A 22,750-nucleotide genomic window follows, 5' to 3' on the forward strand; every position below is an offset into this window, starting at 1 on the left:
GACCATGCCTTCTTCTATCATCAAGCGAGCACTGATCACCGGGGCGGGTGCTGCCGACGGCATCGGCTTTGCCATAGCGCGGCAGCTCGGTCTTGCCGGTCATGCCGTTTTCCTGAACGGTGCCAGCGCGCGTGTACTCGATCGCGCCGCCGAACTTTGCGCCGAGGGCATCAATGCCAAAGCTGCGGTCGCCGATCTCACCATCGCGGCCGAAGTCGCGCGGCTGCGGGCTGATGTCGGCGCTGTCGACATCCTGGTCAACAATGCCGGCATGGGTTCGCTGGCATCGCCCTCGTCCGATAAGGCGTTTCTTGCCATGACCGAGGCAGACTGGGACCAAGGGATCGACGTCAGCCTGAAGACCGTATTCCTGGTCACCCGCGCGTTTTTGCCGGCGATGGTAGAGGCAGGCTATGGGCGCATCGTCAATGTGGCGTCGGTTACCGGGCCGCTGGTGTCTTTCGAAGGCACAGCAGCCTATTCCGCCGCCAAGGCCGGCATGGTCGGCCTGACGCGCACGCTGGCGCTCGAAGTGGCAAAAAGCGGCATCACGGCCAATGCCGTGGCCCCCGGCTGGATCGAAACGGGCTCGTCTAGCGCAATGGAGCGGCAAGCTGCCCTGCACACGCCACCGGCGCGGGCCGGGCGACCGGACGAGGTTGCCGCAGCGGTGGTGTTCCTGGCATCGGAAGGCGCGAGTTACGTCAACGGCGCCCTGTTGGTGGTCGACGGCGGCAACAGTCTTCAGGAGCGCAAGGGCTGACTCCGAAACGAGGTCGTTCACGATCAGGTCGCGGGTTATGGAAAGCGTTGGAAATAGCATCGCCAACGCATTCGCCGAGGCTGAAGTGTGTGTGCGTGGGGGTGCGCATGGTCGCGACGACCTCCCAACCCCGAGCAAGGAAGAGTTCTGCCGTGGCGAGACCGAAACCCGACGAAGCACCGGTGATAAGAATTTCGGCATCAATGTATCTCTGTCGTTGGTACGACGAGATATGGACAAAAACGCCGGACTTTCAGCCCGGTGCGCACCCCGCTTGGAATTTTGAGTGTTCCCGGACTGAAGTTTTTGGACAGGGTGGGTTGCCGAGCAACTCCCCATTGCGGCGCGAGACGATCCGATCGCCGCCAGCGACTTGGCAGATCAATTGATGAAAGCGGCCGAGAAGCGGCATCGTAGCGCCGGCTTTAACCGCGTGTGGTTATGTACCATGAAGTAGCAGAAAATGTGTTACGCGTTACGATACCTATTGTGATACAAATTGCCCACCGTTACGAAAAAAACATAGTAAATACAATCGTGTAGAGCCGAAGCCGATCCAGCCAACGGTACCATCGAATTTCCCGCTAAAGTCTTGATTGCCGATCCCGGCGATCCACGGGAGATCAAGACCTGTATGGCGCTGTCGGCAGGGCAGGAAGACCCTGACTGCACACACACACCGCGGTGCGGATACCCGCGCCGCAGCTTAGGTTTCATCTTACTCCAGCGGTTCGTCGGTCGGCCGAGGCGTCGTGCCTGCCTGACGAGGACGGCCGGCATTGCGATTTGCAATACGGCTGTCGAGCGGCGATCTGGACGCTTGCTGGGCGCCAGCGGTCTTGGGTGCCGTCGGCTTGGCGCCGGAATCGCTGTCTTCAGCATCGCGACGGGGATGTGGCAGGCCGGCGGCGTCAGGCGACCTGACCGGGGGTGTGGCGGCCGGGTTTGTCGATGCGGGTTTATCCTTGGCCATTTTCAACTCTCGCCTTTTCAGCATGCAGACGGCCGGACAACAAAGTCGGGCCATTGGATAGAACGGTCAGCCGTGCGGGCGCATCACCACTTTGATGCAGCCGTCCTCCTTGTCGCGGAAGGTTTTGTAAAGCTCGGGCCCGGCCTCGAGGCCAGCCGGATGGGTGATCACGAATGACGGGTCGATATCGCTGTTGTGAACTTTCTGCAGCGATGTCGCGTTCATCCTGGATCGTCGGATCGGCCACCTGATCGCAGCGTATGTCGCCTTTGCCGTGCCATGTGAGGGCCTGCATGTGCTGTTCCTTGACGACAAGCTCTGCAAGCCCGAACTTGGCTTGATGTGAAATGTTCCCGCTTCGAACGAGCATCCGGCCTCAACCCTTGGCGGCCGAGCCGGGTTCGGCCATGCCGCAATGCTGCTCGGCCAGGGTGCCGGCCGGCGTTCCATGCGCCGCTGCAACCTGCAGCTTGTTTTTCCAGCCGCTGATCGCCTGCTGCCACGACCGCATCCCTGATCGCTTCGCAGGGCAGAGGTTTGGCGCAAGCGCAGGATCTGCTATCGCGCCAGCATCGCGGCGACAACGAACACGACGGCGGCAACGACGACAAGCGCGACAATGGCCAGCACCGGGCCGTTTTTACTCGGGGCCGGAGCGCGCTCGTCGTCCGGCCGCCGCATTGCATTGGCGAAGCTTGCTTGATTAGCGAAAGCCGGCGTGCCCGTCGCTGCGGGAACCGGCACGGCGCCGGTGTCTGCCGCTTCGGCATCGGTTTCCATAGGCGCCGCCGCCGGGTCGAATCCCGGCGTCTTGTCCTCTGTCACCCCAGACTGAATATCGCCTCTGTCTTCGGCCGGGTTACGTTCGACGTTCATGATGATGCTCCTGCCGCTGGCCCGGGCTTCCCCAACCGCGAGCGGATCAGGATGTTCCATCGGGCGGAATCGCCAACAACCAGGAGCAAATTTCAGATAGCCTTCAAACAGATGTCCCTGGTGGCAACGCGGGCCTTGCAACCAGTCAGCACCGGATTGGTGGTCTCGTTGTAATCGGCCATGGTCGGCAGCGCGGCAAATTCGGCAAAGTTCCAGTCTGGCTCGCAATGCCCGCTTACGCACACCGCCGCTCGTTGACCTTGAGCTGGCTCGTTCCAGCCACTCCAACCCAAATTGCCAGTCCGGCTCCCGGCGGCGCGCTGTTTGGATTCCATGGGAACATCAACAGCGCCAGCGAGTTCGGTATGTGCAGCGAGTTCCCTGTTCGCCGCATGGCCAACATCCGGAGCTCTTGACTGCCCGCGTCTTCGCTCCTGGAGCGCGGGCCACTCCTCTTAGCCCAAGGTTGCGATCATGAGCAGAAACATTCCGGAAAAGCGGGCCAGGCAGGGTGGCTTGGGGCGACCGGTCCTTGGCGTGCTCTTGGCAGGCCTTGTCTTGGCGCTCGTTGCCTGGGGGATCGCTGAAATCTATGGCGAGCAGGCTAAGACACCGGCGACACAGCAAAACAGCCGGGTTCCATCGCCAGATACTTACAGCCCAAATCCTGGCCAAACGGACCCTGCAAACTCCAAGGCCGATGATGTGAATGGCGAACCGGTGGACCGAAATCCCAAGCTCGACAAGGATCCCACGCCGCGATCAAGCACTGGCGGGGATCAGCCAGGAACGCCGCCAGCTCAACCTGCTTCGCCATAGCGTTCGCACTAGTTGATAAACACAATTCAAACAGATGCGGAAATGTGGAGCGGCGATTTCAGCCAATTTCAAGAGCCGGGTAGGTCTGTCAATAATCGCCGGCGCTCTCTGATAGCTGGGGAGCCACAAAACCTCCGCTGATTCTTACCGCTTGCTGGATGGCACTGGCGGCTCCAGACCGACTGCGCGCTGTGTCACGCCGGCAGACCTTTGCACCTCTGGGCGCTTTTGGAGTTGCAAGTCGATGGAATCGGGCAAGCTGGGTGTAGATGATGCAGTCGTCATCTTATCCAGGTCCGGCAGCAACACCATCTTTGCGTAGCGTGGAGGAACCAGATGGCCTCCGAAAACAGCGAATATCCCGCACACGAATAAAGCGAGAAGCAGGGCCGTAAGCACATCTGTGAAAATTTCGACAAATCTCATGTGCTCGCTCCGCGCGTAAGGATCCCGCCGCGCTCTCGACAGTAAGAGCGGCGGGATCCTCAACCGGCGATGAAGGGACTTTGATCGACGGTCTTCTCCTAATGTGGCTTCCGGTTGCGTGTTCCCTGGTTCGGACCTTATCCACCGACTATGGGACTAAGGTCCCGAACCTAAATGGAACCAATGGGGAAGAGCGGAATCCATGTGCCTTTAAGAGGCTTCAACCAGAGGGCACGACGGCTGATCGTCAGCCTCCCGCCAGAGACAGTCCACGGGCGCGCTCGCGCAGCAACGCAAGCAGTTCGTCGCGCCGTGGCTCCGGCGTGTCGACGGGTAACACCAAACACAAGGTCCTTTTGATGGCGCCGTGGCCGTCACGGATGGGGGCCGCCATGCACCAGGTGAAACGGTCGGCCAAGGCTGTGGTCTCGCTGAAACCCTGCCGGTGGGCCAAGGCAACATCGGCAAAGAATTCGGCTGGTGCAATGATGCGGCCGTCGGGAAGCCTGTAGTCGCCAGATGGGATGAAATCCCTCAACTCTTGCTCGTTCATATGGCCGAGGAGCAGCCGTCCGGATGCCGTCCATGGGATCGGCACCTCAACCCCAACATCGCTTGAGATCCGGAACGGGCCTGGGGAATCTCGGCAGTCAAGAACGACGTATTTGTTGCCACGCAGGCCGCATAGCTGGACCGTCTCGCCTGTCTCGGCGGCCAACTTATCCAAGGTCTCGATGATGCGACGGTAATGGGCATTGTGATGTGAGTAGGCCCAGCCGAACAGATGCATGGCGCGTCCGAAATAGACGTAACCTTCACCGCCGACGTTTTCGAGCATTTCGGCGTCGAGCAGGCTGTTGACGATCTCGTAGGTGGTCGAACGCGGCGCGCCGATCATTTTGGCGATGTCGCCGACGCGCATTGGCGCGCGGTGCCGCAGCAACGCCTCGAGCAGCATGATGACGCGGTCAATGCCGCGTCGTCGTTCGCCGTTGCGCGGCTCCGCGCCGGCTTCCTTCCCGATCGCATCGTTAGTGCCGTCGCTCATGACCATCCGCCAAAATCATTTCGGTTCTCGTCTCAAGGCGCTTGAAAGATGTCAAGGCTCGGTCTAGCATCCAATTTGTCCGATATACAGACACATTGTCTGAAATACCAGACAAACTAACGAGCCTGACGCAGACAAATCCCGAGAGGACACACGGTTTCCAAGACCCGGCGACCGACGGGTTTCCTCGCCCTTGTTCTGCACGTCGAGGCCACAACCTCTGAAGGGAACAGTCATGATGAAATCACCGTTTTTCGCATCCGCCAGCGCGCTTTGCCTCGGTCTCGTGCTGAGCTTTGGCGTCGCCTCGCAGGCCAATGCCGCCGCCAACTGCATCAAGGGCGACCGCAAGGCGCCGTACACGATCGGCTGGGCCAACATCTATTCCGTGCCGACCTGGATGAAGCAGACCCAAGGCACGATCGAAGCCGAAGTCGAGACCCTGAAGAAGCAGGGACTGGTCGACAAGCTCGTCGTCACCGACGCTCAGGGCGATGCCAACGTCCAGATCCAGCAGATTCAGTCGATGATCGATTCCGATGTCGACGCCATCATCCTGATCGCCGGTTCGTCGACCGCACCGGCACGCGTTCTGGCCGACGCCTGCGCCAAGGGCATCGCCATCATCAACTTCGACAGCCTCGTCGACACCGACAAGGTCACCGCCAAGGTCAACACCGATTCTTCGCAGTGGGGCGACCAGGCCGCCAAGTTCCTGATCGACGCCATCGGCGGCAAGGGCAAGATCCTGATCCTCAATGGCCCCGCCGGGGTTTCGGTCAGCGATGACAGGCGCAAAGGCGCCGACGCTGAGCTCAAGGCCCATCCCGACGTGACGGTGCTTGCCGAGACCAACACGCCCTACAACGTCGCGCCGGCACAGGAAGCCGTCACCAGCCTCCTCTTCGCCAACCCCGAGATCGACGGCATCCTGTCGCTCGGCGGCGCTCTGTCGGCAGGCGCCGTGCTGGCCCTCGACAAGCAGGGCCGTGAACAGGTGCCGATCACCGGTGAGAACGCCCGGCAGTTTTTGGAACTCTGGAAAGAAAAGGGCTTGAAGAGCTGGGCGACGATGCAGCCGAACTGGCTCGGCGCCTTCGCCACCTACACTGCCGTCCAGGCGCTGGAAGGCAAGGATGTGCCGGCTTTCGTCAAGATTCCGCTGCCGGTAATCGACAATTCCAACATCGACGAATACCTCGCCCGGGCCAAGGACTTCCCGGCTGACGGCTACATCTTTTCTCCTTACGATGAGGAGCTGTTCAAGAAGCTGCTGGCTCAGAAATAAGCCTGAAGGGTTGTAGCGTTGACAACCATGGCTCCGCTGCTCGCGGCGCGGGGTGTGTCGAAGTCTTTCTTCGGCAACCCCGTCCTGCGCGACGTTTCAATCGCTCTCCAGCCGGGCCGCGTGCATGCGCTGCTCGGCGAGAACGGCGCCGGAAAGTCGACCTTGATCAACCTTTTGTCCGGCGCCTTGAGACCGGATGGCGGGACGATCGAGGTCGATGGACGCGCGGTCTCACGCATGACGCCGGCTGTTGCGCGGCAGGCCGGCATCGCCGTCGTCCAGCAGGAACTCAGCCTGACGGCCAGTCTTTCCATCGCCGAAAATATTGGTCTCGGCGCCTATCCCAAACGGTTCGGCCTGATCGACTACCGCGAACTCGCTGCGCGGGCGAGGGCCGCATGCGAACTTGTCGGTCTGCACGAGCCGCTGTCGACGCCGGTCGGGAATCTGTCGCTCGGCCGCCGCCAAATGGTGGAGATCGCCAAGGCGCTCTACCGCCGGCCGCGCGTGCTCATTCTCGACGAACCGACATCGTCGCTATCGGCAACCGAAACCAAAATCCTCACCGATCTGCTGCAGCGGTTGCGCGGCGAAGGCATCGCCATTCTCTACATCTCGCACCGACTGAACGAAGTCATGGCGCTATGCCAGCACGTCACCGTGCTGAAGGACGGCACCTGCACGGCCGACCGCACCCTGGAAGGCACCGACGCCGCCGGGTTGGTTCGGCTGATGGTCGGCCGCGATCCCGGTGATCTTTTTCCGCAATGGCAGCCTTCCAGTTTGCCTGCCGACGCTATCTCCGTCCGAAATCTTTCGGCCGGCCTGATGCGCGACGTCGATCTGGATATCAAAACGGGCGAAGTGCTTGGCATTGGCGGTCTGGTCGGGCAAGGGCAGGAAGATCTGCTGCTCGGTCTCTACGGCGCCATTCCGGCACGAACGGCATCGGCGACCGTCAACGGCGCCTCCGGCCTGCCCGGCGGCGTGCCGAATGCCAACGCGCTGGGGTTGGCCTATGTGCCCGCGGATCGCAAGCGCGAGGGCCTGCACCTGATCCATCCCATCATCACCAACATGATGCTGCCCGCCTTTGCCAGGCTGCCGGCGCTGAAGCTGCGCAGCCGCCGCGCAGAGCGCGAGACGGCCAAAAGCCTTGCCGCCCAACTCGGCATCAAGGGTCACCTCGGCCGGGCGGCGCAGGCTCTATCGGGCGGCAACCAGCAGAAGGTGGCGCTGGCGAAATGGATGCCGCACGACCCGCTGGTGCTTCTGCTCAACGATCCGACGCGCGGCGTCGACGTCGAAACAAAACGTGAGATCTACATGATGCTTCGCAATTTCGCCGCCGCCGGCAAGGCGGTCGTGCTGCTCAGTTCCGACACGCCCGAACTGGTGCACCTTTGCGACCGTGTAGCCATCGTCCGCGAAGGCCGCATCGTCGCCATGCTGGCGCGTGGGGCGCTGAGCGAGGAAGCCATCGTCTCCGCGGCGATGGGCGCCGAACAGCGGAAGGTTGCGGCATGAACACATCTTCCTCCGCCCGGCAGACCGGCGCGCTCTACTGGCCGGTGCAACTGCGTCGCAATGTCGGCGTGCGCAGCCTGTTTGCCGTCGTCCTGGTGTTTCTCATCGCCTATGGCGTCCTCTTTCCGGGTCTGTTCACGGCGTCCGGCTTCGCCAAATTCACGCAGAGCTGGTTTCCATTGGCTCTGGTCGCCATGGCGCAGGCGATCCTGATGCTCACCGGCGGCATCAGCCTGGCCATCGGCGCGACGGTCAGCTTGGGCGCGGTCATCGCCGCGACGACGATGGCCGGGCCGCTGGGCGTCGCCGGGGGCACTGCCGCGGTGGCGCTGACGGGCCTCGGCATCGGGGCGGCGACCGGCTTCGTCGTGGTACGGCTTCGCCTGCCGGCGATCGTGGTGACGCTTGCCGGGTCCTTCATCATCGGCGGCGCCGCCCTGCTGATCCTGCCGCGGCCCGGCGGCGCAATCCCGGCGTGGCTGTCCGACCTGCTTGCCGGCAACACACCGGCGGCATTCGTGCTGCTGGTGGTCATCATTCTCCTGTGGAAGCTCTATCTCGCCACGCCGCTTGGCTTGAGCCTCTATGCCGCCGGCGAGAATCCGGTCGGCGCCTATCGCTCCGGCGTGCCGGTCGACGGCGCGCGCATTGCAGCCTATGCGATCAGCGGTCTGCTCTCCACCGGCGCCGGCTTGTTCGTCGCCGCACAGACCGGTTCGGGCGACCCGGTCATCGGCGCCGCCTTTACCCTGAACTCGATTGCCGCTGCGGTGCTCGGCGGCATCGGCTTCCTCGGCGGCCAGGGCACGATGCGCGGCGCGCTTGCCGGCAGCCTGCTGCTCAGCCTGATGATCAGCGTCATGTTCTTCCTCGGCTTCACGCCGGTCGCACAATATGTGGCCCAGGGCCTGATCATCATCGGCGCGGTCGCCATCCCGCAATTCCGCAAGGCACAGCAATGACAGCATGGAATGACAGCGCGGGCGGCAAACGCGCCCTGACGGTCCTGCGCAGCCGGCCGTTTCTCACCGTTGCCATCGTTGCCGCGGTCTGGATCGTGGCGAGCTTCGTTTCGCGCGGCTTCGGCGCTTATGGCCATCTGCGCTATCTGGTGGAGCTCGGCGCCGTCATCGGCCTGGTTGCCGCGGGCCAGACTTTTGTGGTGATCGCCGGCGGCATCGACCTTTCCGTCGCGGCCATCGTCACGGTCAGCGCCGTCAGCCTGCCGCTGCTGTCGTGGCAGGTGGATCCGACCGGCATCACCGCCATTCTTGCCGTTCTGGTGCTGACCACGGCAATCGGCCTGGTCAACGGGCTCGGCGTCGCTTTACTGCGCGTCCACCCGATGATCATGACATTGGCCATGGCGACATTCCTGCAGGGTCTGTTGATCATCATCGCCGGCGGCAGCGCCGTGACCGCCGAGAACCCGCTGGTCCACTGGCTCGGCAATGGCCGGCCGGCCGGCATTCCCGCTGGCGTATTGTTGTGGGTGGTCGTCTCGGTGATCGTGCTGACCACGATGCATGCGACATCGCTCGGCGCCCGGATTTTCGCCATGGGCGCCAACCCGCTTGCCGCGGCGCTGTCCGGTGTTCCGGTCACGTCCACAACGCTTGCGGTCTACGGCATCAGCGGCTTCTGCTCGGGACTTGCCGGCGTGCTCGTGTTGGGCATGAACGGACAGGGCTATGTCGGCATCGGCGATCCCTATCTGCTCGCCTCGATTGCCGCCGTGGTCCTCGGTGGCACCTCGATCCTCGGCGGGCTCGGCACCTATGCCGGCACCATCCCCGGCGCCATCCTGCTGGTCACCATCACCGCGCTGATCACCGTCGTCAACGCATCGCCCGGCTGGCGCAGCATCCTGTTCGGCTCGCTGATCCTCGGCCTGCTGCTGCTCTCAGGCCGGGAGCAGGCGCGCCGATGACACATCGTCGAGCCGATAGATGCGCCTTGCGTTGCCGAAGAACAGCGCCGTCTGCTCGTCGGCGGAAAAGTCCGCTGTGATGGTTTTGAAGCCGTCATATATGTCATCGAACGAGGCATGCAGGCCGGCGACCGGAAAGTCGCTGCCGAACATGGCGCGACCGGTGCCGAAACAATCGATGCAATGCAGGACGACGGGCTTCAGGCTGTCGAGCGTCCAGTCATGATCGTAGGCGACCAGATCCGATATTTTGATGGCGACGTTGTCGCATTGCGACAGAAGCCGCAGCCCGTCGCGCCACACCTGCATGCCATCGGCGTCGCGGTCGATCGGGCTACCGCAATGGTTGAGCACGAATTGCTGATCGGGGAAGGCAGCCGCAAGGCGAGCCGCGCCGGCGAGCTGGCTCGGAAACACCATCAGGTCGAAGGCCAGCCGATGCTGGCCAAGCAAGGCAAGCCCGGCACGCCAGGCCGGCTCCTCCATGATGCCGTCACGGGTCGCAAAACGGCGGGCAGGGTCGGGATCCCAGCTCAATATGTCGCGCACGCCGACGACACGCTCGAACGCGGCTTGCGCTTCGATCAGCGCCGGCGCCTGGCGATCGGCGAGCGGCACGTGAACGACATAGCGAGCGGCGACGCCGCGCGATTTGTCGAGTGTTTCAAGCCAGCGCGTTTCTCCGATGCAGTCGCCACTCGCCCAGCCGGCTTCGACATGGATGGTGGCGAGGACTTTATGCCCTATGGCATCGCGCGCATAATCCCCAGGCAGATAGTTCCGCCGCAAGGGGCCAAGCTCGCCCAGGCCGCCGCGCTCGCCGGCCGTTGCGGCGAGCCAGGGATGCCGTCCCAGGCTGAGATCCCAAAGATGATGATGGGCGTCGATGATCGGTCCGGCGTAAGGTTCTGGCACGTATCTCTCTCAGGCTGTGACCGGCGATCGATCTGGCTTCGTTGCGACGGTGAAAGGGTTAGCATCGGATGACTGAAAACTCACCGGTTCCAGCCCTTTCGGTGCACGAAAATTTTCGGCTCGACGACCGCATCCGCGGCGTGCCTCCCGGCACAACCGGGCTTGACAGCAGCCTTGTCGCGGCCGAGCGCTGGCATCCGGCCGATGGACGCATGGCGCTTCCGGTGCTGACCCTCGACGAGGCGGCCTTCTCCGCCAATCGCGACCTGTTCCTGCGCTATGCGCGCGAACACAATGTCGCGATCGCTCCGCATGCCAAGACGCCGATGGCGCCCGACCTTGCCCGGTCGCTGGTCGAGGCCGGCGCATGGGGCACGACGGTCGCCGACATCAGGCAAGCGACAGTGATGCTGAAGGCCGGCTTGACACGGCTGATCATCGCCAATGAGGTTGGCGGAGCCGGCGGCGCCAACCGGCTGGCCGTGCTTGCTGGTGCCTGGCCGGATGCCGAGCTCTATGTCTTTGCCGACTCGGTCGACGCCGTGAACGCGCTTTCCGAGGCTTGGCGCGCCAATGCGGCACTGCCGCCTTTGCATGTGCTGGTCGAACTTGGTGCGGGCAGGGCGGGCGCCCGCACCACCGCGCAAGCCGAGGCCATCGCCGATGCGATCACGGCTGCCGGCGGGCGGCTGCTGATCGCCGGCGTTGCGACCTATGAAGGGGCGGCGGCGCAACCCGAGCCCGGTCGCACCGATGAGGTGATATCCGGCCTGCTGGCAATGACCGCCGACATGTTCCTGCGGCTGCGTGCCCGCGTCGGCGGCGACGCACCGCTGATCGTCACAGCCGGCGGCTCCGCCTTCTTCGACCAGGTGGTCGCGGCGCTTGCACCCCTCGTTTCCAGCGACGGCAACGCAACGCTGGTGCTGCGCAGCGGCGCCATCTTCTTCCACGACCACGGCACCTATGACCGTTCGCTCGGCGCCCTCGATACCCGCAAGGGTTTTGCCATAGGCGGCATCAGCGCTTCGGCGCGGCATTCCTTTCGCCCTGCGCTACGCCTTTGGGCCGAAGTGCTGTCGCGTCCGGAGCCGGGCCTTGTCATCTGCGGCATGGGCATGCGCGACGTGTCGTTCGACCAGGGCTTTCCAACGCCGCTCACCGTCTTTCGTGCCTGCAAGCCACTGCCGATGCCGGCGGCGCGCGCCGAGGTGGTCAAGCTCAACGACCAGCATTCCTTCCTGTCGATTGCGCCGAGCGACGACATCGCCGTCGGCGACGTCGTCGAATTCGGCATCTCGCATCCCTGCACCTGCCTCGACCGTTATCGCGTGATCTTCGGCGTCGACGCGACCGGCCACGTCCGCCACGCTTTCCCCACCTGGTTCGGCTGACCAGATCCCCCAAAAAGAGAACCTCGAAAGGATCCGATATGATCAAGTATTTTCAGTCCGGCTCGCGCATGTCGCAGGCAGTCGTCTATGGCGGCCTCGTTCACATAGCCGGCCAGGTGGCCAACGATCGCAAGGCCGGCATCGAAGGCCAGACCAGCGACGTGCTGGCCAAAGTCGAGGCGCTGCTGGTCGAGGCCGGCAGCAGCAAGTCGAAGCTGGTGGCGGTCAACATCTTCCTGCCGCAGATCGGTGATTTCGAGGCCATGAACAGCATCTACGATGCCTGGGTCGATCCTGCCCGCCTGCCGGCGCGGGCCTGCGTCGAGGCGCGGCTTGCCGACCCTGATCTGCGCATCGAAATCACCGCCGTCGCGGCGGTCTGACCATGCACACCGGCCTCGCCCACACGCTCGATTTCGACCGCCACGGCAAGACGCTCAGCCATCTAAGCATTCCGTTCTCGATCGATCGCTCGCCCTACTTTCAGGTCAAGGTGCCGATCTGCCTCATCCGCAATGGCGACGGCCCGTCACTGCTTTTGATGGCCGGCAATCACGGCGACGAATATGAGGGCGAGCTGTCGCTGGCAAAACTGGCGCGCCGGCTCGATCCGAAGCGGATCAAGGGCCGCATCACCATCATGCCGATGGCCAACGCCCCTGCGGTGATGGCCGCCAAGCGCTGCTCGCCGCTCGACGGCGGCAATCTCAACCGGGCGTTTCCCGGCGATCCCTCGGGAACGCCGACAAGCCGGCTCGCCAATTTCCTTGAGACGGAGCTGTTTCCTCGTCACGACGTCGTCTTCGATATCCATTCGGGCGGCACGTCGATGGAGCATCTGCCGACCGCGCTGGTCGAACGCAACGCCGATCCCGAGCGCCACCGGCGTGGCGTCGAGCTGATGCGCACGCTCGGCATGCCCTACGGCTTTATCGCTGACAACGGCCAGGCCTCGCCGACCTCGATGGGCGCAGCGCGCCGCGCCGGCGCCATCGGCGTCAGCGGTGAGTTCGGCGGCGGTGGCACCGCAACGGTCGATTCGATGGCGATCACGGCCCGCGCGCTCGACCGTCTGATGATAGCAATGGGTGTGGTCGACGCGCCGGTTCTTGGCGCGGGCGAAAAGCCTTCGGCGCCGACAAGGCTGCTGTCCCTGTCCAGGCACAGCCAGGGCCTCTATGCCACCCGCCGCGGCTGGTTCGAGCCCGCCGCCAGGCTCGGCGACAGTGTCACTTCAGGACAATTGGCCGGCTGGTACCACGATCTCGAGCGGCTCGATGTTGCCGAGGAGGCCCTGCATTTCGCCGAAAGCGGCCTGGTGCTGTCGCGCCGGCTGCACACGATGTGTGAGGCGGGCGACTGCCTAATGCAGGTCGCAGAGCCGGTCGACGGCTGAGCCAAAGGCAGAGGATATTCCATGCAGCAACTGTCCATGTGGACCTATCCCTGGGACATCCAGGATCTCGGCCTGGAGACGGTCGAACGTGATCTTGTCGAGCGCGCCGGGCTCAACATGATCAGCCTGGCGACATCCTATCATGCCGGGCGCTTCCTGCAGCCGCGCAGTCCGCGCCGCAAGGCCTATTTCCCTGAGGACGGCACCATCTATTTCAAGCCGACCGCAGCGCGCTGGGGAAGTCTAGCCATCCAGCCCAAGGTGGCTGACGTGATCACCGAGGGCGGCGACGTGCTCGGTCAGCTCATCCGCCGTCGCGACGCGGGCGGACTAGGCGTTTCGTGCTGGACGGTCTGCCTGCACAACACCCGCCTGGGCATGCTGCATCCGCAGGCCGTCACCCGCAACGCCTTCGGCGATGCCAATTACTACAATCTCTGCCCGTCCCATCCCGATGCGCGCGCCTATGTCCGCGCGCTGATCGCCGACATCTCGCACAGCTACCGGCCGGACCGCATAGAACTTGAAAGCCCGTCCTTCATGGGCTTTGCCCATGAATACCATCACGAGAAGGACGGTGTCGGGCTGACGCTGGAAGACGATTTTCTTTTGTCTCTGTGCTTCTGTCCGTCCTGCGTCTCCCGTGCGGCAAAAGCCGGCATCGATGCCGAGGCGGCGAGCAAGCTCACCAGGCAATGGATCGTCGAGACCTGCGAGCGTGCGGTGCCTGAGTGGCGCTTTCCCAATTTTCCCGCCTGCGGGCTCGACGCCTTTGCCCCATGGCCGGAACTCCATGCCTATCTCTTGTGGCGATTCGAGCCAGTGACCAGCCTGGTCGCCGAACTGCGCGAGGTAGCCGATCCCACGACGCGGGTCGTTATTATCGATCTGAAAGACGGCTGGCTTGGCGGTTGCGATCTGGCAGCGCTGGGCAAGGTCTGCGACGGGGCGATCCTGTGCGCCTACGACATGCAGGCCGGCGATGTCGCCAGCCTGATGGCGGCCGGCCGTGCGGCACTGGGCGCGGACAAATTCCTCGGCGCCGGCTACCGGCTGTTCTATCCGGAAATGGCCCGCCCCGACATCCTGGCGGCCAAGGTGAAGCCGGCGCTGGCGCCCGGTGTTGACGGCATCAATTTCTACAATTACGGCCTCATTCCAGCCGCGCGGCTCGACTGGATCCGCGCTGTTCGGCAGCCTTGAGCCAGCCGGCCAATGCTCGCCGGCCACGAGGCGTTGAGGCCGGATTCGGGCGCGAGCGCTGCGGGGTGAATCAAATCAGCGAAACCTGAAGCCATCCATGGTGTAATCCGGGTATGCGTCCATCGTGTCGAACAGGTCGAACAGGTCAGGTGTGTCCGCCAATATTCCTGACAGAACCAGCACCGTGGCCACGCCGGCAGCAAGTCCGCCAGCGATGTCGTGTTCGACACTGTCGCCGACGCAGACCACAGTGCCGCGGTCTGGATTGCCTGCCAGCGCTAGTGCGGCGCCGAATATAGTGGGGTAAGGCTTGCCGATACGCGTGACGCTACCACCGAGGTCCTCGTAGAGATCCGCCAGCTGGCCGGCGCCGAAGCGCGGCCCCACTGCCGTCAGCATGATCTTGTCAGGGTTGGTGCAGAAGCATGGCACCTGCCGCACCGCAGCCGGCGCAAGAAGTCGGCGATAGTGCTCAAGATCATAGCGGTCGCCCTCGCTGGCCGAAATCAGCACCAGCCCGGCATCGTCACCGTCCTTAGTCAATGCGAACGGCAGACCTTCGATCGCCGAGCGGTCATCGTCGCGGCTTATCAACAGGCATTTCGTGTTTGGCAGTAGCTTTCCGGATACCGCCATGTCGTGGAAGAACTCCCACGCGACCTCGCCGGAAGAAACAAAATGGTCCCAGCTTCCCGGTTCGAAGCCGAGCTTTAGCAGCCGGCTCTCGTTAGGCCCCGCCCGCTTGCCGGAGTTCGAGATCAGCACAATGGTCTTGCCGGCGCGCTTCAGCGCCGACAGTGCTTCCACTGCCCCTGGATAGGGGCTGGCGCCGTCATGCAGCACGCCGAACTGATCGAGCAGGAAAAAATCATAGCGCTCGGCCAGCTGGTTGACGCCGTTGAGGTGTTCGACTGTTTCCGCGCTCATAGAAGCCCCGCCGCGCTTGCGCCCATCAGCGCCAGCCGCGCTGTGCCGGCGGCGGCTTCGTCCGAAAGCGCCGGCAGGAAATCAACACCAAGTCTGCGCTGCCGGATCGCCGTCCAGGCGGCATTCGCCGCACCGCCGCCGACGCTTCTGACCGACGTCAGCCGCGGCGCGCCGAGCTCTGCGAGCCTGTCATAGCCGAGCGCCTCGATCGCGGCGATACCCTCCAACATGGCTTTCAGATAGTCGGCGTCCTCCACCGGTCGCGGCACAAGACGCGGCGGCAGTGCCGGATCGGCGATCGGAAAGCGTTCGCCTGCAGTGGCAAGAGGATAGTAGTCGAGGCCGGTCTCGGTCATCGGGTCGATCGCCATGCTCAGCTCGACGATGCGCGCCAGAGGGAAATGTTGTGTCAGCACCTTGCCGCCGGAGTTCGATGCGCCGCCCGCCAGCCAGACATCTCCAAGCCGATGGCTGTAGATGCCGAAGCGTGGCGCCGAGATAGGCCGGTCGGACAGGATCTTGACGGTCAACGACGACCCCAGCACGGTGACGCCGTCGCCTATTGCGGCAGCACCTGTCGCCAGGAACGAGGCGCAGCCATCGGTCGTTCCGGCGACGACGGCGATTTCGCGCGGTAAGCCGAACATATCCGCGGCATCCGCGGTGAGCTTGCCGACGACATCGCCCGGCCTGGCGACACCGGGCAGCAACTCCATGCGCATTTCGGTCGCCGCAATCCAGTCCGGCCAGCAGCGGGCCGTGGCGTCGTAACCGGTTTTCAAGGCATTGTTCTCGTCGCTGACATCGAAGCGACCGGAGAATTGTCCCGCGATCCAGTCCGCCTGATGCAGCACCGCGGCAACACCGGGCGTGCGCTGGAACCAGAGCGCCTTGGCGAGACCGGACGTCGCCCCAAGTGCGGCACTGGTCGCTGGGGCTTCGCGAGCGATCGCGACCAGAATGGCGTTGTCGGCGACCGTATCGTTGTACATCAGCGGCTCGGCCAGCGGCCGCCCGGCGGCGTCGACCGGCAGCAACGTACCTGAAGTGCCGTCAACAGCGATCGATCGGACCGCTGTTCGGTCGATGCCCGAAAGCAGCTCCGCCAGCGCTGCGCCGACCGCTGACCACCACACTGCAGGGTCGCGGGCATTCCGGCCAAACAACTCGAGCGAAACGGCGGAACGCGCGGCAATGGAAAAATCCGGACGCATGGCGACCGCGCGCGCGCCGGACGTGCCGATGTCGATGCCTATGGCAAGCGGCGTGTCAGCGGCTGGCGGCATTGAGTTTCTGGCGATACTTCTCGGCGTCCCAGTTGACCAGTTCATCGTTCTCGGCGGCGGTGAGGTAGTTCAGCCGCGCTGCAATGTCGATGCGTGCCGTCACGTCGGCAAGGCAGCGTTGCATGGCGTCGGCGCCCGCACTGGCATCGCCGCGCATCAGCACGCCCAGCCCGGGAAACAGGATCGCCACGGGGTTTGTACCGCACCGCTCGATGACGCGCGGCACATCCTCACCGGGCTTTGCCACCACCGACCCCCGACCCAGAAAGATGACGTGATCGGGGTAGAGGCTGCCCCCCGACGCCATGCGGCGGCTTTCGGGATCGAGGGCGACCGCATGCGCCTCGATTTCCGCCGGCAGCCTGTAACCGGTTTTCCCGGCCAGCGCCGCCAATGCCGCAACATCCGGTTCCGCCACTTGGCGCGCCGGCCGCGCCAGAAGCAGCGTGACGCGGCGCAGCAGCACTTCGGCCTCGGCGACGGTATCGGCCGCGACGACCAGCCCGTGATTGGCAAGGATCAGCACGTCGACCCCAGCCCGAAGCCGCTCGGCAATACCCTGGGCAAGCGGCAGGCCTGGCCGGAAATAAGGAACATACACCCATTTGAGACCATCAAGGCGTCTGGCGCCTTCCACCTCGCAATCGGCCTGTACCGCCAGCGAAATGGTTTCGACGCAATGGACATGCAGAACGACGCGCTGCGGCATCAAAGCATGAACGGTAGTTTCAATCGAAGGGCGCAGGCCCCGGGCGTTGAGTGTCTCGATGGCGAAGATCTGCGGCTGGTCGGCGGCGCTGTCGCGCTGTTCGACAGCCCTGAGCAGCGGCGTCATCGCCACCGGCACCATGATATCTTCGGAGAGCGCATCCTTCAGCCATGTGCCGGAAGCCTTGATCCACAGCGTGTCGCCGGCTTTCAACGAGGTGTTGCCGCCGGCGGCCTGGGTCAGATTTGGATTGCGCCCGATGCTGGCTGAAAGCGCCCGCAAGGCAGCCATTTCCTGCGCATCCGCATAGGTCGCCATGGCGCATTTCCTCTATCAGCTCCGCCAGCCTCGCAGCTTCGGATACCCGTCGTGGGATGTTGATGTGTATCGCAGATGCGAGCGACTTACGTCAATAGTGATCTAATGTCATCAAAGGTTCTTGCAATCGGAAAGATGTTGAGTAAGTTACGTCAAATGCCGTGGCAAAAACGGCTCCTGGGAGGAAAAACGGTTGAGCGACTCCGGCCGCCAGCGTCAGATCGTGGAGTTGCTGCGGGATCGCCCCTTCGCGTCGGTGCGCGAACTGCAGGAGCAGCTCGGCGTGTCGGCGGCGACAGTGCGGCGCGACATCGACAAGATCGACGAGGCCGGTGAAGCACGGAAGGTCTATGGCGGCATCTCGGCGCTCGACGGTGCTTCACAGGCGGGTGTTGCCTATGCCAGGCCCTATGACGAGAACCGCGACCTCGCGGTCGAGGCCAAGCGGCAGATCGCCGCTCTCGCGGCCACGATGGTGCGCGACGGCGATGCGGTCATCGTGCATGGCGGTTCGACCTGCTTCCACCTCGGGGTCAAGCTCGCCGAGCGCAGCATCCGTCTCTATACGAATTCGATGCCGCTCGCGGCCTATCTGAGCGACCACGGCCATTGCAGCCTGACCGTTGCCGGCGGCGATCTGCATCGTGAGCCGGGGATCATCCATTCACCGACCCAGGCGGAGCCGTTCTACGCATCGAAGTTCTTTCTCGGCGCCCAAGGCCTTGGCCAGGAGGGCGTGCTGGAATCGCACCCGCTGCTGGTCCGCTCCATCGCCGATCTCAGCCTGTGTGCCGACCAGATCGTGGTGCTGGCCGACAGCCGCAAACTGTCGATCCACGCCCGTAACATCGCGCTGCCCTTGTCGCGCATCGGCACGCTGGTGACCGATGACGGCCTGTCCGACGTCGACGCGCGTATGCTGGAAGACGCGGGCGTCATGGTGCGCATCGCTTCGGCTTCGGGAGCCATCCAGTGAAGATGGCCGTCCTCGATTTCGGCAAGACCAATTCGAAGCTGTTCGTCTTCGCTCAGGACGGGCGCATCGTCGACGAGCGCCGGACCCGGCCGAACTGGATGCGCAAAGATGGCTTCAGCGTGCTTGATGAGGCAGCACTTCACGATTGGGCGGTTCGCGCCGTTAGCGAGGCCGCCGACATCCATGGCGTAGAGGGCGTGATGGTGTCGGGCCATGGCTGCACCTTTGCCCTGATCGATGAGGCGGCGCTGACGCATCCGATACTCGACTACGAGCAAGAGCCGCCGGCTGATATTGCCGCGCAAATCGATCGCCTCGTTCCGGATTTCACCGAGACCTTCTCGCCGCGATTGCCGCTCGGCTTCAACTACGGTCGCCACATGCTGTGGCTACAGGCGGTGCAACCCGGTGCATTCACGGCCGCGAAATCGATCCTCGGCTATCCACAATACTGGAGCTGGCGGTTTGGCGGCCGGGCGGTCTCGGAAGTGTCCTATCTCGGCTGCCACTCGCATTTATGGGCGCCGCGCAAGCGCGACTTCAGTTCGCTGGTCGACATCGAGGGCTGGCGCGACCGGATGCCCGCTTTCGAGCGGGCGGGCTCGGTTATCGGCGAGCAACGCCTCGGCGAAACGAAGCGGCGGATCTCCATCCACAATGGTGTCCATGACAGCAACGCCGCGCTCCATGCCTATCGCCGGCAGGAGCTTGGCCCGGTCACCGTCGTCTCGACCGGCACCTGGGTCGTCGTGCTTAATCCGGATTGCCTGCTCGACGCGCTCGATGGCCAGCGCGACATGCTGGTCAATGTCGATGTCGACGGCGGCCCTGTGCCGACCATCCGCTTTATGGGCGGGCGCGAATTCGCCACGATCAGCGACGGCTGGCAAGGCGCGATCGCGCCGGCGACAGTGCAGCGGGTGATCAACGCCGGCAGCATGGCGCTGCCGAGCTTCGCGCCGGGCGGCCCAATGCCCGGCCGCGCCGGCAAATTGGTCGGCCGCATGCCAAGCGCCGAGGAACGCGCAGCCGTGGCGCTGCTCTACGTCGCGCTGATGGTCGACCTCTGCCTCGACCAGATCCATTCGGACAACACCGTGATCGTCGATGGCGGACTGAACGCTGGCGGCCTGCTCGCCGGGCTAGTGGCGCAACTGCGTCCCAGCCAGGCCTTCCTGCAAGGGGCCACACTGGAGGGCAGCGCCACCGGGGCGGCGGCGCTGGCCTTCGAGACCGTCGGCCGCGAATTTGCCGCGGAAGTGCCGGAGCCCGTGCGTGCCGCAAGCTTCACCGGACTTGCCCGATATCGCGACACATGGCGTGGCCTCATCGGCGAGCAGGGCATCCCCCGCGCGGCAGCGGGAGGCGCACGGTGATCGTCGCTGCTCAGGCCGAAGTCACGCGCCAGCCAGTGCTGGAAATGCGGCACATCTCGAAGACGTTCGGGTCAGTCCGCGCCTTGCAGGACGTGTCGCTGACCGTCCATTCCGGCGAAGTCCATGCGCTGATGGGTGAAAACGGTGCCGGCAAGTCGACTTTGATGAAGGTGCTGTCCGGCGCCTATCGGCCTGATGCCGGCGGCGAGATACTGATCGACGGCGTGCCGGTCGTCACCGGCGACCCGATCAAGGCGCGGGCTCACGGCATTGCGGTTATCTATCAGGAACTGTCGCTGGCGCCCAACCTGACGGTCGCGCAGAACATCTTCCTCGGCAATGAGCCGAGGCGTTTCGGCATCGTCGACCGCGACCAGTGCTACCGGCGCAGCAATGAGATCATCAAGCGTCTCGGCGTGTCCTTCTCCGCACGGGCTCAGGTTTCCAGCCTGTCGCTCGGCGAGCGTCAGCTGGTCGAAATCGCCCGCGCGCTTTCGACCAGCGCGCGCATCATCGTCATGGACGAGCCAACCACCTCGCTGACCTCGCGCGAGACCGACCGTCTCTTCGAGGTCATCGCGACGCTGAAGTCGCAAGGCATCGCCATCATCTACATCAGCCACCGCATGGAAGAGGTCTACCAGTTGGCCGATCGTGTCAGCGTGCTGCGCGACAGCGGCTATGTCGGCACACTCGAGCGCGCCGAGCTGAACGCCTCGCGCCTCGTCTCGATGATGGTTGGCCGCGACCTGTCCGCTTTTTACAGGAAGGATCATCGCCCGCCGGACAACAAGCGCGCGGTCGCCTTGTCGGTGCGCGGCATGGCGGACGGCAATCTCCTGAAGAACTGCTCCTTCGAACTGTACAAGGGCGAGGTGCTGGCTCTGGCTGGCCTTGTCGGCTCGGGCCGCACCGAACTCGCGCGACTGATCTTCGGTGCCGACAGACGCATCGCCGGCACGCTGGAACTCGACGGCAAGCCCGTAACCATCGGCTCGCCAAGCGAGGCACTGAATGCCGGCATCGCCTATCTCACCGAGGACCGCAAGGAGCTCGGCCTCTTTCTCGACATGTCGATCTCCGACAACATCAGCATGGGCGTGCTGGCCAGGGATGCGCGGCCCGGCGGCTTGCGCGATTTCAAAGCCGCCGAGAGACGTGCTGCCACTGCCGTTTCGGATCTCTCCATCCGCACCAGGTCGGTACAGGCCAATGCCGGTTCGCTGTCGGGCGGCAACCAGCAGAAAGTGTTGCTTGCCCGCCTGCTCGAGACCGAGCCGCAAGTGGTCATCCTGGATGAACCGACGCGCGGCGTCGATGTCGGAGCGAAGTCGGAAATCTACCGGCTGATCGACAATCTCGCCAAAAAGGGCATCGCCATCCTGATGATCTCCAGCGAACTGCCGGAGGTGATCGGCGTTGCCGACCGCGTGCTGGTAATGCGCGACGGCACGATTGCCGGCGAGGTTACGGCGTCCAAAGACCAGCCGCTGCGCCAGGAAGCAATCATGGAACTTGCAACGGGAGCGGCCAAGGGATGACCGACAAGGCGACCGAGATCAGTGGCCAGGTTGTCGGCAGGAGCCGGCGGTTGCGCACCGCCTTCGCCGCCCTTGGTATGCTGCCGATCCTGATCCTGCTGGCGGTCGGCTTTCAGTTGATGAACGCGCGCTTCTTCACCCAGACCAATTTGCTGATCGTCATGCAGCAATCGTCGATCAACATCGTGCTGGCAGCGGGCATGACCTTCGTCATCCTGACCGGCGGGATCGACCTGTCCGTTGGCTCGATACTTGCCGCCTCGGCGATGGTGGCGGTGATGGTGTCGCTGGTGCCTGATTGGGGACTGCTGGGCGTGCCGGCGGCCATTCTCGTCGGCCTCGGCTTCGGCGTCATCAACGGGCTGCTGATCGCCTATATCAGACTGCCGCCCTTCATCGTCACGCTGGGGTCGCTGACCGCTGTGCGCGGCGTCGCCCGCCTGCTCGGCCAGGACACCACGGTGTTCAACTCGGACCTGCCGTTCGACTTCATCGGCAACGGTACGCTGTTCGGCGTTCCCTGGCTGGTCATCATCGCCTTGTCGGTCGTGGTGCTGTCCTGGCTGGTGCTCAAGCGCACCGTGCTCGGCACCTGGATCTATGCCGTCGGCGGCAATGCCGAAGCGGCGCGGCTGACCGGCATCAAGGTGCCGCTGGTGCTGCTCTTTGTCTATGGCGTTTCCGGCCTGCTGGCCGGCCTTGGCGGCGCCATGTCAGCGGCCCGGCTTTATGCGGCCAACGGGCTGCAACTCGGCCAGTCCTACGAGTTGGATGCCATCGCCGCGGTCATTCTCGGCGGCACCAGCTTCGTCGGCGGCGTCGGCTCGATCTGGGGCACGCTGATCGGCGGCCTGATCATAGCGGTGCTCTCCAATGGGCTTATCTTGGCCGGTGTCTCGGACATCTGGCAGTACATCATCAAGGGATTGGTCATCATCGTGGCAGTCGCCCTCGACCGCTACAGGCTCCAGGCAGGAGCGAGAACGTGATTGACCTTGGTCGCCGGCGTAAACGACCGGTTTGTGTAACGCACCGTGAGAGGCGCGGGGCAATTGGAGG

The 22,750-nt window shown here is 64.0% G+C and carries 20 protein-coding genes and 3 pseudogenes; 13 read left to right on the top strand and 10 right to left on the bottom strand.

Annotated elements, in window-relative coordinates; genetic code table 11:
• The first annotated feature begins 4 nt into the window (after positions 1–4).
• Positions 5–763 carry an SDR family oxidoreductase gene (locus tag ACYG9V_RS09320; RefSeq protein ID WP_023697267.1) on the top strand — a complete coding sequence of 253 codons (759 nt, stop codon included), beginning with the start codon at positions 5–7 and terminating at the stop codon, positions 761–763.
• A 97-nt stretch (positions 764–860) separates the two neighbouring features.
• Here the strand turns inward: ACYG9V_RS09320 and ACYG9V_RS09325 are convergent.
• The 6 genes and pseudogenes from ACYG9V_RS09325 to ACYG9V_RS09350 all read right to left on the bottom strand — a co-directional run.
• A pseudogene (locus tag ACYG9V_RS09325) lies at positions 861–968 on the bottom strand (SDR family NAD(P)-dependent oxidoreductase); the annotation flags it as partial.
• A gap of 834 nt (positions 969–1,802) precedes the next feature.
• Positions 1,803–1,925: pseudogene (locus ACYG9V_RS09330) on the bottom strand (glutathione-dependent formaldehyde dehydrogenase); the annotation flags it as partial.
• A 187-nt stretch (positions 1,926–2,112) separates the two neighbouring features.
• Positions 2,113–2,226: pseudogene (locus ACYG9V_RS09335) on the bottom strand (SDR family NAD(P)-dependent oxidoreductase); the annotation flags it as partial.
• A gap of 68 nt (positions 2,227–2,294) precedes the next feature.
• A complete protein-coding gene (locus ACYG9V_RS09340) occupies positions 2,295–2,672 on the bottom strand; it encodes a hypothetical protein (RefSeq protein WP_023807591.1) in 378 nt (125 codons plus the stop codon).
• A gap of 32 nt (positions 2,673–2,704) precedes the next feature.
• Entirely contained in the window at positions 2,705–2,947 is a 243-nt protein-coding gene (locus tag ACYG9V_RS09345) for a hypothetical protein (protein WP_460221941.1), read from the bottom strand.
• Between the two features lie 1,157 nt (positions 2,948–4,104).
• The gene (locus ACYG9V_RS09350; protein ID WP_023723361.1) at positions 4,105–4,911 is read right to left on the bottom strand and encodes an IclR family transcriptional regulator; all 807 of its coding nucleotides are present in this window, start codon (positions 4,909–4,911) and stop codon (positions 4,105–4,107) included.
• A gap of 229 nt (positions 4,912–5,140) precedes the next feature.
• Here ACYG9V_RS09350 and ACYG9V_RS09355 point away from each other — a divergent pair, with 229 nt between their 5' ends.
• From ACYG9V_RS09355 to ACYG9V_RS09370, 4 genes are read left to right on the top strand one after another with little or no spacing between them, the layout of a single operon-like run.
• The gene (locus ACYG9V_RS09355; protein WP_023748647.1) at positions 5,141–6,193 is read left to right on the top strand and encodes an ABC transporter substrate-binding protein; all 1,053 of its coding nucleotides are present in this window, start codon (positions 5,141–5,143) and stop codon (positions 6,191–6,193) included.
• A gap of 27 nt (positions 6,194–6,220) precedes the next feature.
• Positions 6,221–7,720: a sugar ABC transporter ATP-binding protein gene (locus ACYG9V_RS09360; RefSeq protein WP_198028928.1), complete on the top strand. Its 1,500-nt coding sequence runs from the start codon at positions 6,221–6,223 to the stop codon at positions 7,718–7,720.
• Complete coding sequence (locus ACYG9V_RS09365) at positions 7,717–8,682, top strand: ABC transporter permease (protein ID WP_352765740.1); 966 nt, start codon at positions 7,717–7,719, stop codon at positions 8,680–8,682. Before ACYG9V_RS09360 ends, ACYG9V_RS09365 begins: the two co-directional genes overlap by 4 nt.
• Complete coding sequence (locus ACYG9V_RS09370; protein WP_023748645.1) at positions 8,679–9,650, top strand: ABC transporter permease; 972 nt, start codon at positions 8,679–8,681, stop codon at positions 9,648–9,650. The genes ACYG9V_RS09365 and ACYG9V_RS09370 overlap by 4 nt, the downstream gene beginning before the upstream one ends.
• Here the strand turns inward: ACYG9V_RS09370 and ACYG9V_RS09375 are convergent.
• Positions 9,624–10,565 (bottom strand): amidohydrolase family protein, encoded by a 942-nt coding sequence (locus ACYG9V_RS09375; RefSeq protein WP_023804503.1) that lies wholly within the window; start codon positions 10,563–10,565, stop codon positions 9,624–9,626. The two genes, ACYG9V_RS09370 and ACYG9V_RS09375, sit on opposite strands and share 27 nt — an antisense overlap.
• A 68-nt stretch (positions 10,566–10,633) precedes the next feature.
• On the opposite strand from ACYG9V_RS09375, the gene ACYG9V_RS09380 reads away from it, so the two are divergent.
• Genes ACYG9V_RS09380 through ACYG9V_RS09395 form a run of 4 tightly spaced genes read left to right on the top strand, consistent with a single transcriptional unit; the run spans position 10,634 to position 14,558 of the window.
• Positions 10,634–11,959 (top strand): alanine racemase, encoded by a 1,326-nt coding sequence (locus ACYG9V_RS09380; protein WP_031201232.1) that lies wholly within the window; start codon positions 10,634–10,636, stop codon positions 11,957–11,959.
• Positions 11,960–11,997: 38 nt separating this feature from the next.
• On the top strand, positions 11,998–12,342 hold the full coding sequence (locus ACYG9V_RS09385) for a RidA family protein (protein WP_023804501.1): 345 nt from the start codon (positions 11,998–12,000) through the stop codon (positions 12,340–12,342).
• Between the two features lie 2 nt (positions 12,343–12,344).
• Positions 12,345–13,355 (top strand): succinylglutamate desuccinylase/aspartoacylase family protein, encoded by a 1,011-nt coding sequence (locus ACYG9V_RS09390; protein ID WP_023804500.1) that lies wholly within the window; start codon positions 12,345–12,347, stop codon positions 13,353–13,355.
• A gap of 21 nt (positions 13,356–13,376) precedes the next feature.
• The gene (locus ACYG9V_RS09395) at positions 13,377–14,558 is read left to right on the top strand and encodes a hypothetical protein (protein ID WP_352765737.1); all 1,182 of its coding nucleotides are present in this window, start codon (positions 13,377–13,379) and stop codon (positions 14,556–14,558) included.
• A gap of 75 nt (positions 14,559–14,633) precedes the next feature.
• Here ACYG9V_RS09395 and ACYG9V_RS09400 read toward each other — a convergent pair whose 3' ends face one another.
• From ACYG9V_RS09400 to ACYG9V_RS09410, 3 genes are read right to left on the bottom strand one after another with little or no spacing between them, the layout of a single operon-like run.
• On the bottom strand, positions 14,634–15,485 hold the full coding sequence (locus ACYG9V_RS09400) for a TIGR01459 family HAD-type hydrolase (RefSeq protein WP_352765736.1): 852 nt from the start codon (positions 15,483–15,485) through the stop codon (positions 14,634–14,636).
• On the bottom strand, positions 15,482–16,771 hold the full coding sequence (locus ACYG9V_RS09405; protein ID WP_352765734.1) for an FGGY-family carbohydrate kinase: 1,290 nt from the start codon (positions 16,769–16,771) through the stop codon (positions 15,482–15,484). Before ACYG9V_RS09405 ends, ACYG9V_RS09400 begins: the two co-directional genes overlap by 4 nt.
• Complete coding sequence (locus ACYG9V_RS09410) at positions 16,755–17,798, bottom strand: class II aldolase/adducin family protein (RefSeq protein ID WP_023834036.1); 1,044 nt, start codon at positions 17,796–17,798, stop codon at positions 16,755–16,757. The genes ACYG9V_RS09405 and ACYG9V_RS09410 overlap by 17 nt, the downstream gene beginning before the upstream one ends.
• Before the next feature lie 193 nt (positions 17,799–17,991).
• Between ACYG9V_RS09410 and ACYG9V_RS09415 the strand changes: the two genes are divergently transcribed.
• From ACYG9V_RS09415 to ACYG9V_RS09430, 4 genes are read left to right on the top strand one after another with little or no spacing between them, the layout of a single operon-like run.
• Entirely contained in the window at positions 17,992–18,774 is a 783-nt protein-coding gene (locus tag ACYG9V_RS09415; protein ID WP_023701285.1) for a DeoR/GlpR family DNA-binding transcription regulator, read from the top strand.
• Positions 18,771–20,150: an FGGY-family carbohydrate kinase gene (locus ACYG9V_RS09420; protein ID WP_352765732.1), complete on the top strand. Its 1,380-nt coding sequence runs from the start codon at positions 18,771–18,773 to the stop codon at positions 20,148–20,150. Before ACYG9V_RS09415 ends, ACYG9V_RS09420 begins: the two co-directional genes overlap by 4 nt.
• Positions 20,151–20,194: 44 nt before the next feature.
• Entirely contained in the window at positions 20,195–21,691 is a 1,497-nt protein-coding gene (locus ACYG9V_RS09425; RefSeq protein ID WP_352463253.1) for a sugar ABC transporter ATP-binding protein, read from the top strand.
• On the top strand, positions 21,688–22,680 hold the full coding sequence (locus ACYG9V_RS09430) for an ABC transporter permease subunit (protein WP_023738261.1): 993 nt from the start codon (positions 21,688–21,690) through the stop codon (positions 22,678–22,680). The genes ACYG9V_RS09425 and ACYG9V_RS09430 overlap by 4 nt, the downstream gene beginning before the upstream one ends.
• The last annotated feature ends 70 nt before the right edge of the window (positions 22,681–22,750 follow it).

Source organism: Mesorhizobium sp. W016 (assembly GCF_054719485.1).

Bases quoted from the DNA above. Each gene is read 5' to 3' on its own strand.
- ACYG9V_RS09380 (WP_031201232.1), top strand. From the start codon at position 10,634: ATGACTGAAAACTCACCGGTTCCAGCCCTTTCGGTGCACGAAAATTTT.
- ACYG9V_RS09430 (WP_023738261.1), top strand. From the start codon at position 21,688: ATGACCGACAAGGCGACCGAGATCAGTGGCCAGGTTGTCGGCAGGAGC.
- ACYG9V_RS09340 (WP_023807591.1), bottom strand. From the start codon at position 2,672: ATGGAACATCCTGATCCGCTCGCGGTTGGGGAAGCCCGGGCCAGCGGC.
- ACYG9V_RS09390 (WP_023804500.1), top strand. From the start codon at position 12,345: ATGCACACCGGCCTCGCCCACACGCTCGATTTCGACCGCCACGGCAAG.
- ACYG9V_RS09360 (WP_198028928.1), top strand. From the start codon at position 6,221: ATGGCTCCGCTGCTCGCGGCGCGGGGTGTGTCGAAGTCTTTCTTCGGC.
- ACYG9V_RS09395 (WP_352765737.1), top strand. From the start codon at position 13,377: ATGCAGCAACTGTCCATGTGGACCTATCCCTGGGACATCCAGGATCTC.
- ACYG9V_RS09365 (WP_352765740.1), top strand. From the start codon at position 7,717: ATGAACACATCTTCCTCCGCCCGGCAGACCGGCGCGCTCTACTGGCCG.
- ACYG9V_RS09355 (WP_023748647.1), top strand. From the start codon at position 5,141: ATGATGAAATCACCGTTTTTCGCATCCGCCAGCGCGCTTTGCCTCGGT.
- ACYG9V_RS09385 (WP_023804501.1), top strand. From the start codon at position 11,998: ATGATCAAGTATTTTCAGTCCGGCTCGCGCATGTCGCAGGCAGTCGTC.
- ACYG9V_RS09370 (WP_023748645.1), top strand. From the start codon at position 8,679: ATGACAGCATGGAATGACAGCGCGGGCGGCAAACGCGCCCTGACGGTC.
- ACYG9V_RS09425 (WP_352463253.1), top strand. From the start codon at position 20,195: ATGCGGCACATCTCGAAGACGTTCGGGTCAGTCCGCGCCTTGCAGGAC.
- ACYG9V_RS09400 (WP_352765736.1), bottom strand. From the start codon at position 15,485: ATGAGCGCGGAAACAGTCGAACACCTCAACGGCGTCAACCAGCTGGCC.
- ACYG9V_RS09345 (WP_460221941.1), bottom strand. From the start codon at position 2,947: ATGGAATCCAAACAGCGCGCCGCCGGGAGCCGGACTGGCAATTTGGGT.
- ACYG9V_RS09320 (WP_023697267.1), top strand. From the start codon at position 5: ATGCCTTCTTCTATCATCAAGCGAGCACTGATCACCGGGGCGGGTGCT.
- ACYG9V_RS09405 (WP_352765734.1), bottom strand. From the start codon at position 16,771: ATGCCGCCAGCCGCTGACACGCCGCTTGCCATAGGCATCGACATCGGC.
- ACYG9V_RS09350 (WP_023723361.1), bottom strand. From the start codon at position 4,911: ATGGTCATGAGCGACGGCACTAACGATGCGATCGGGAAGGAAGCCGGC.
- ACYG9V_RS09410 (WP_023834036.1), bottom strand. From the start codon at position 17,798: ATGGCGACCTATGCGGATGCGCAGGAAATGGCTGCCTTGCGGGCGCTT.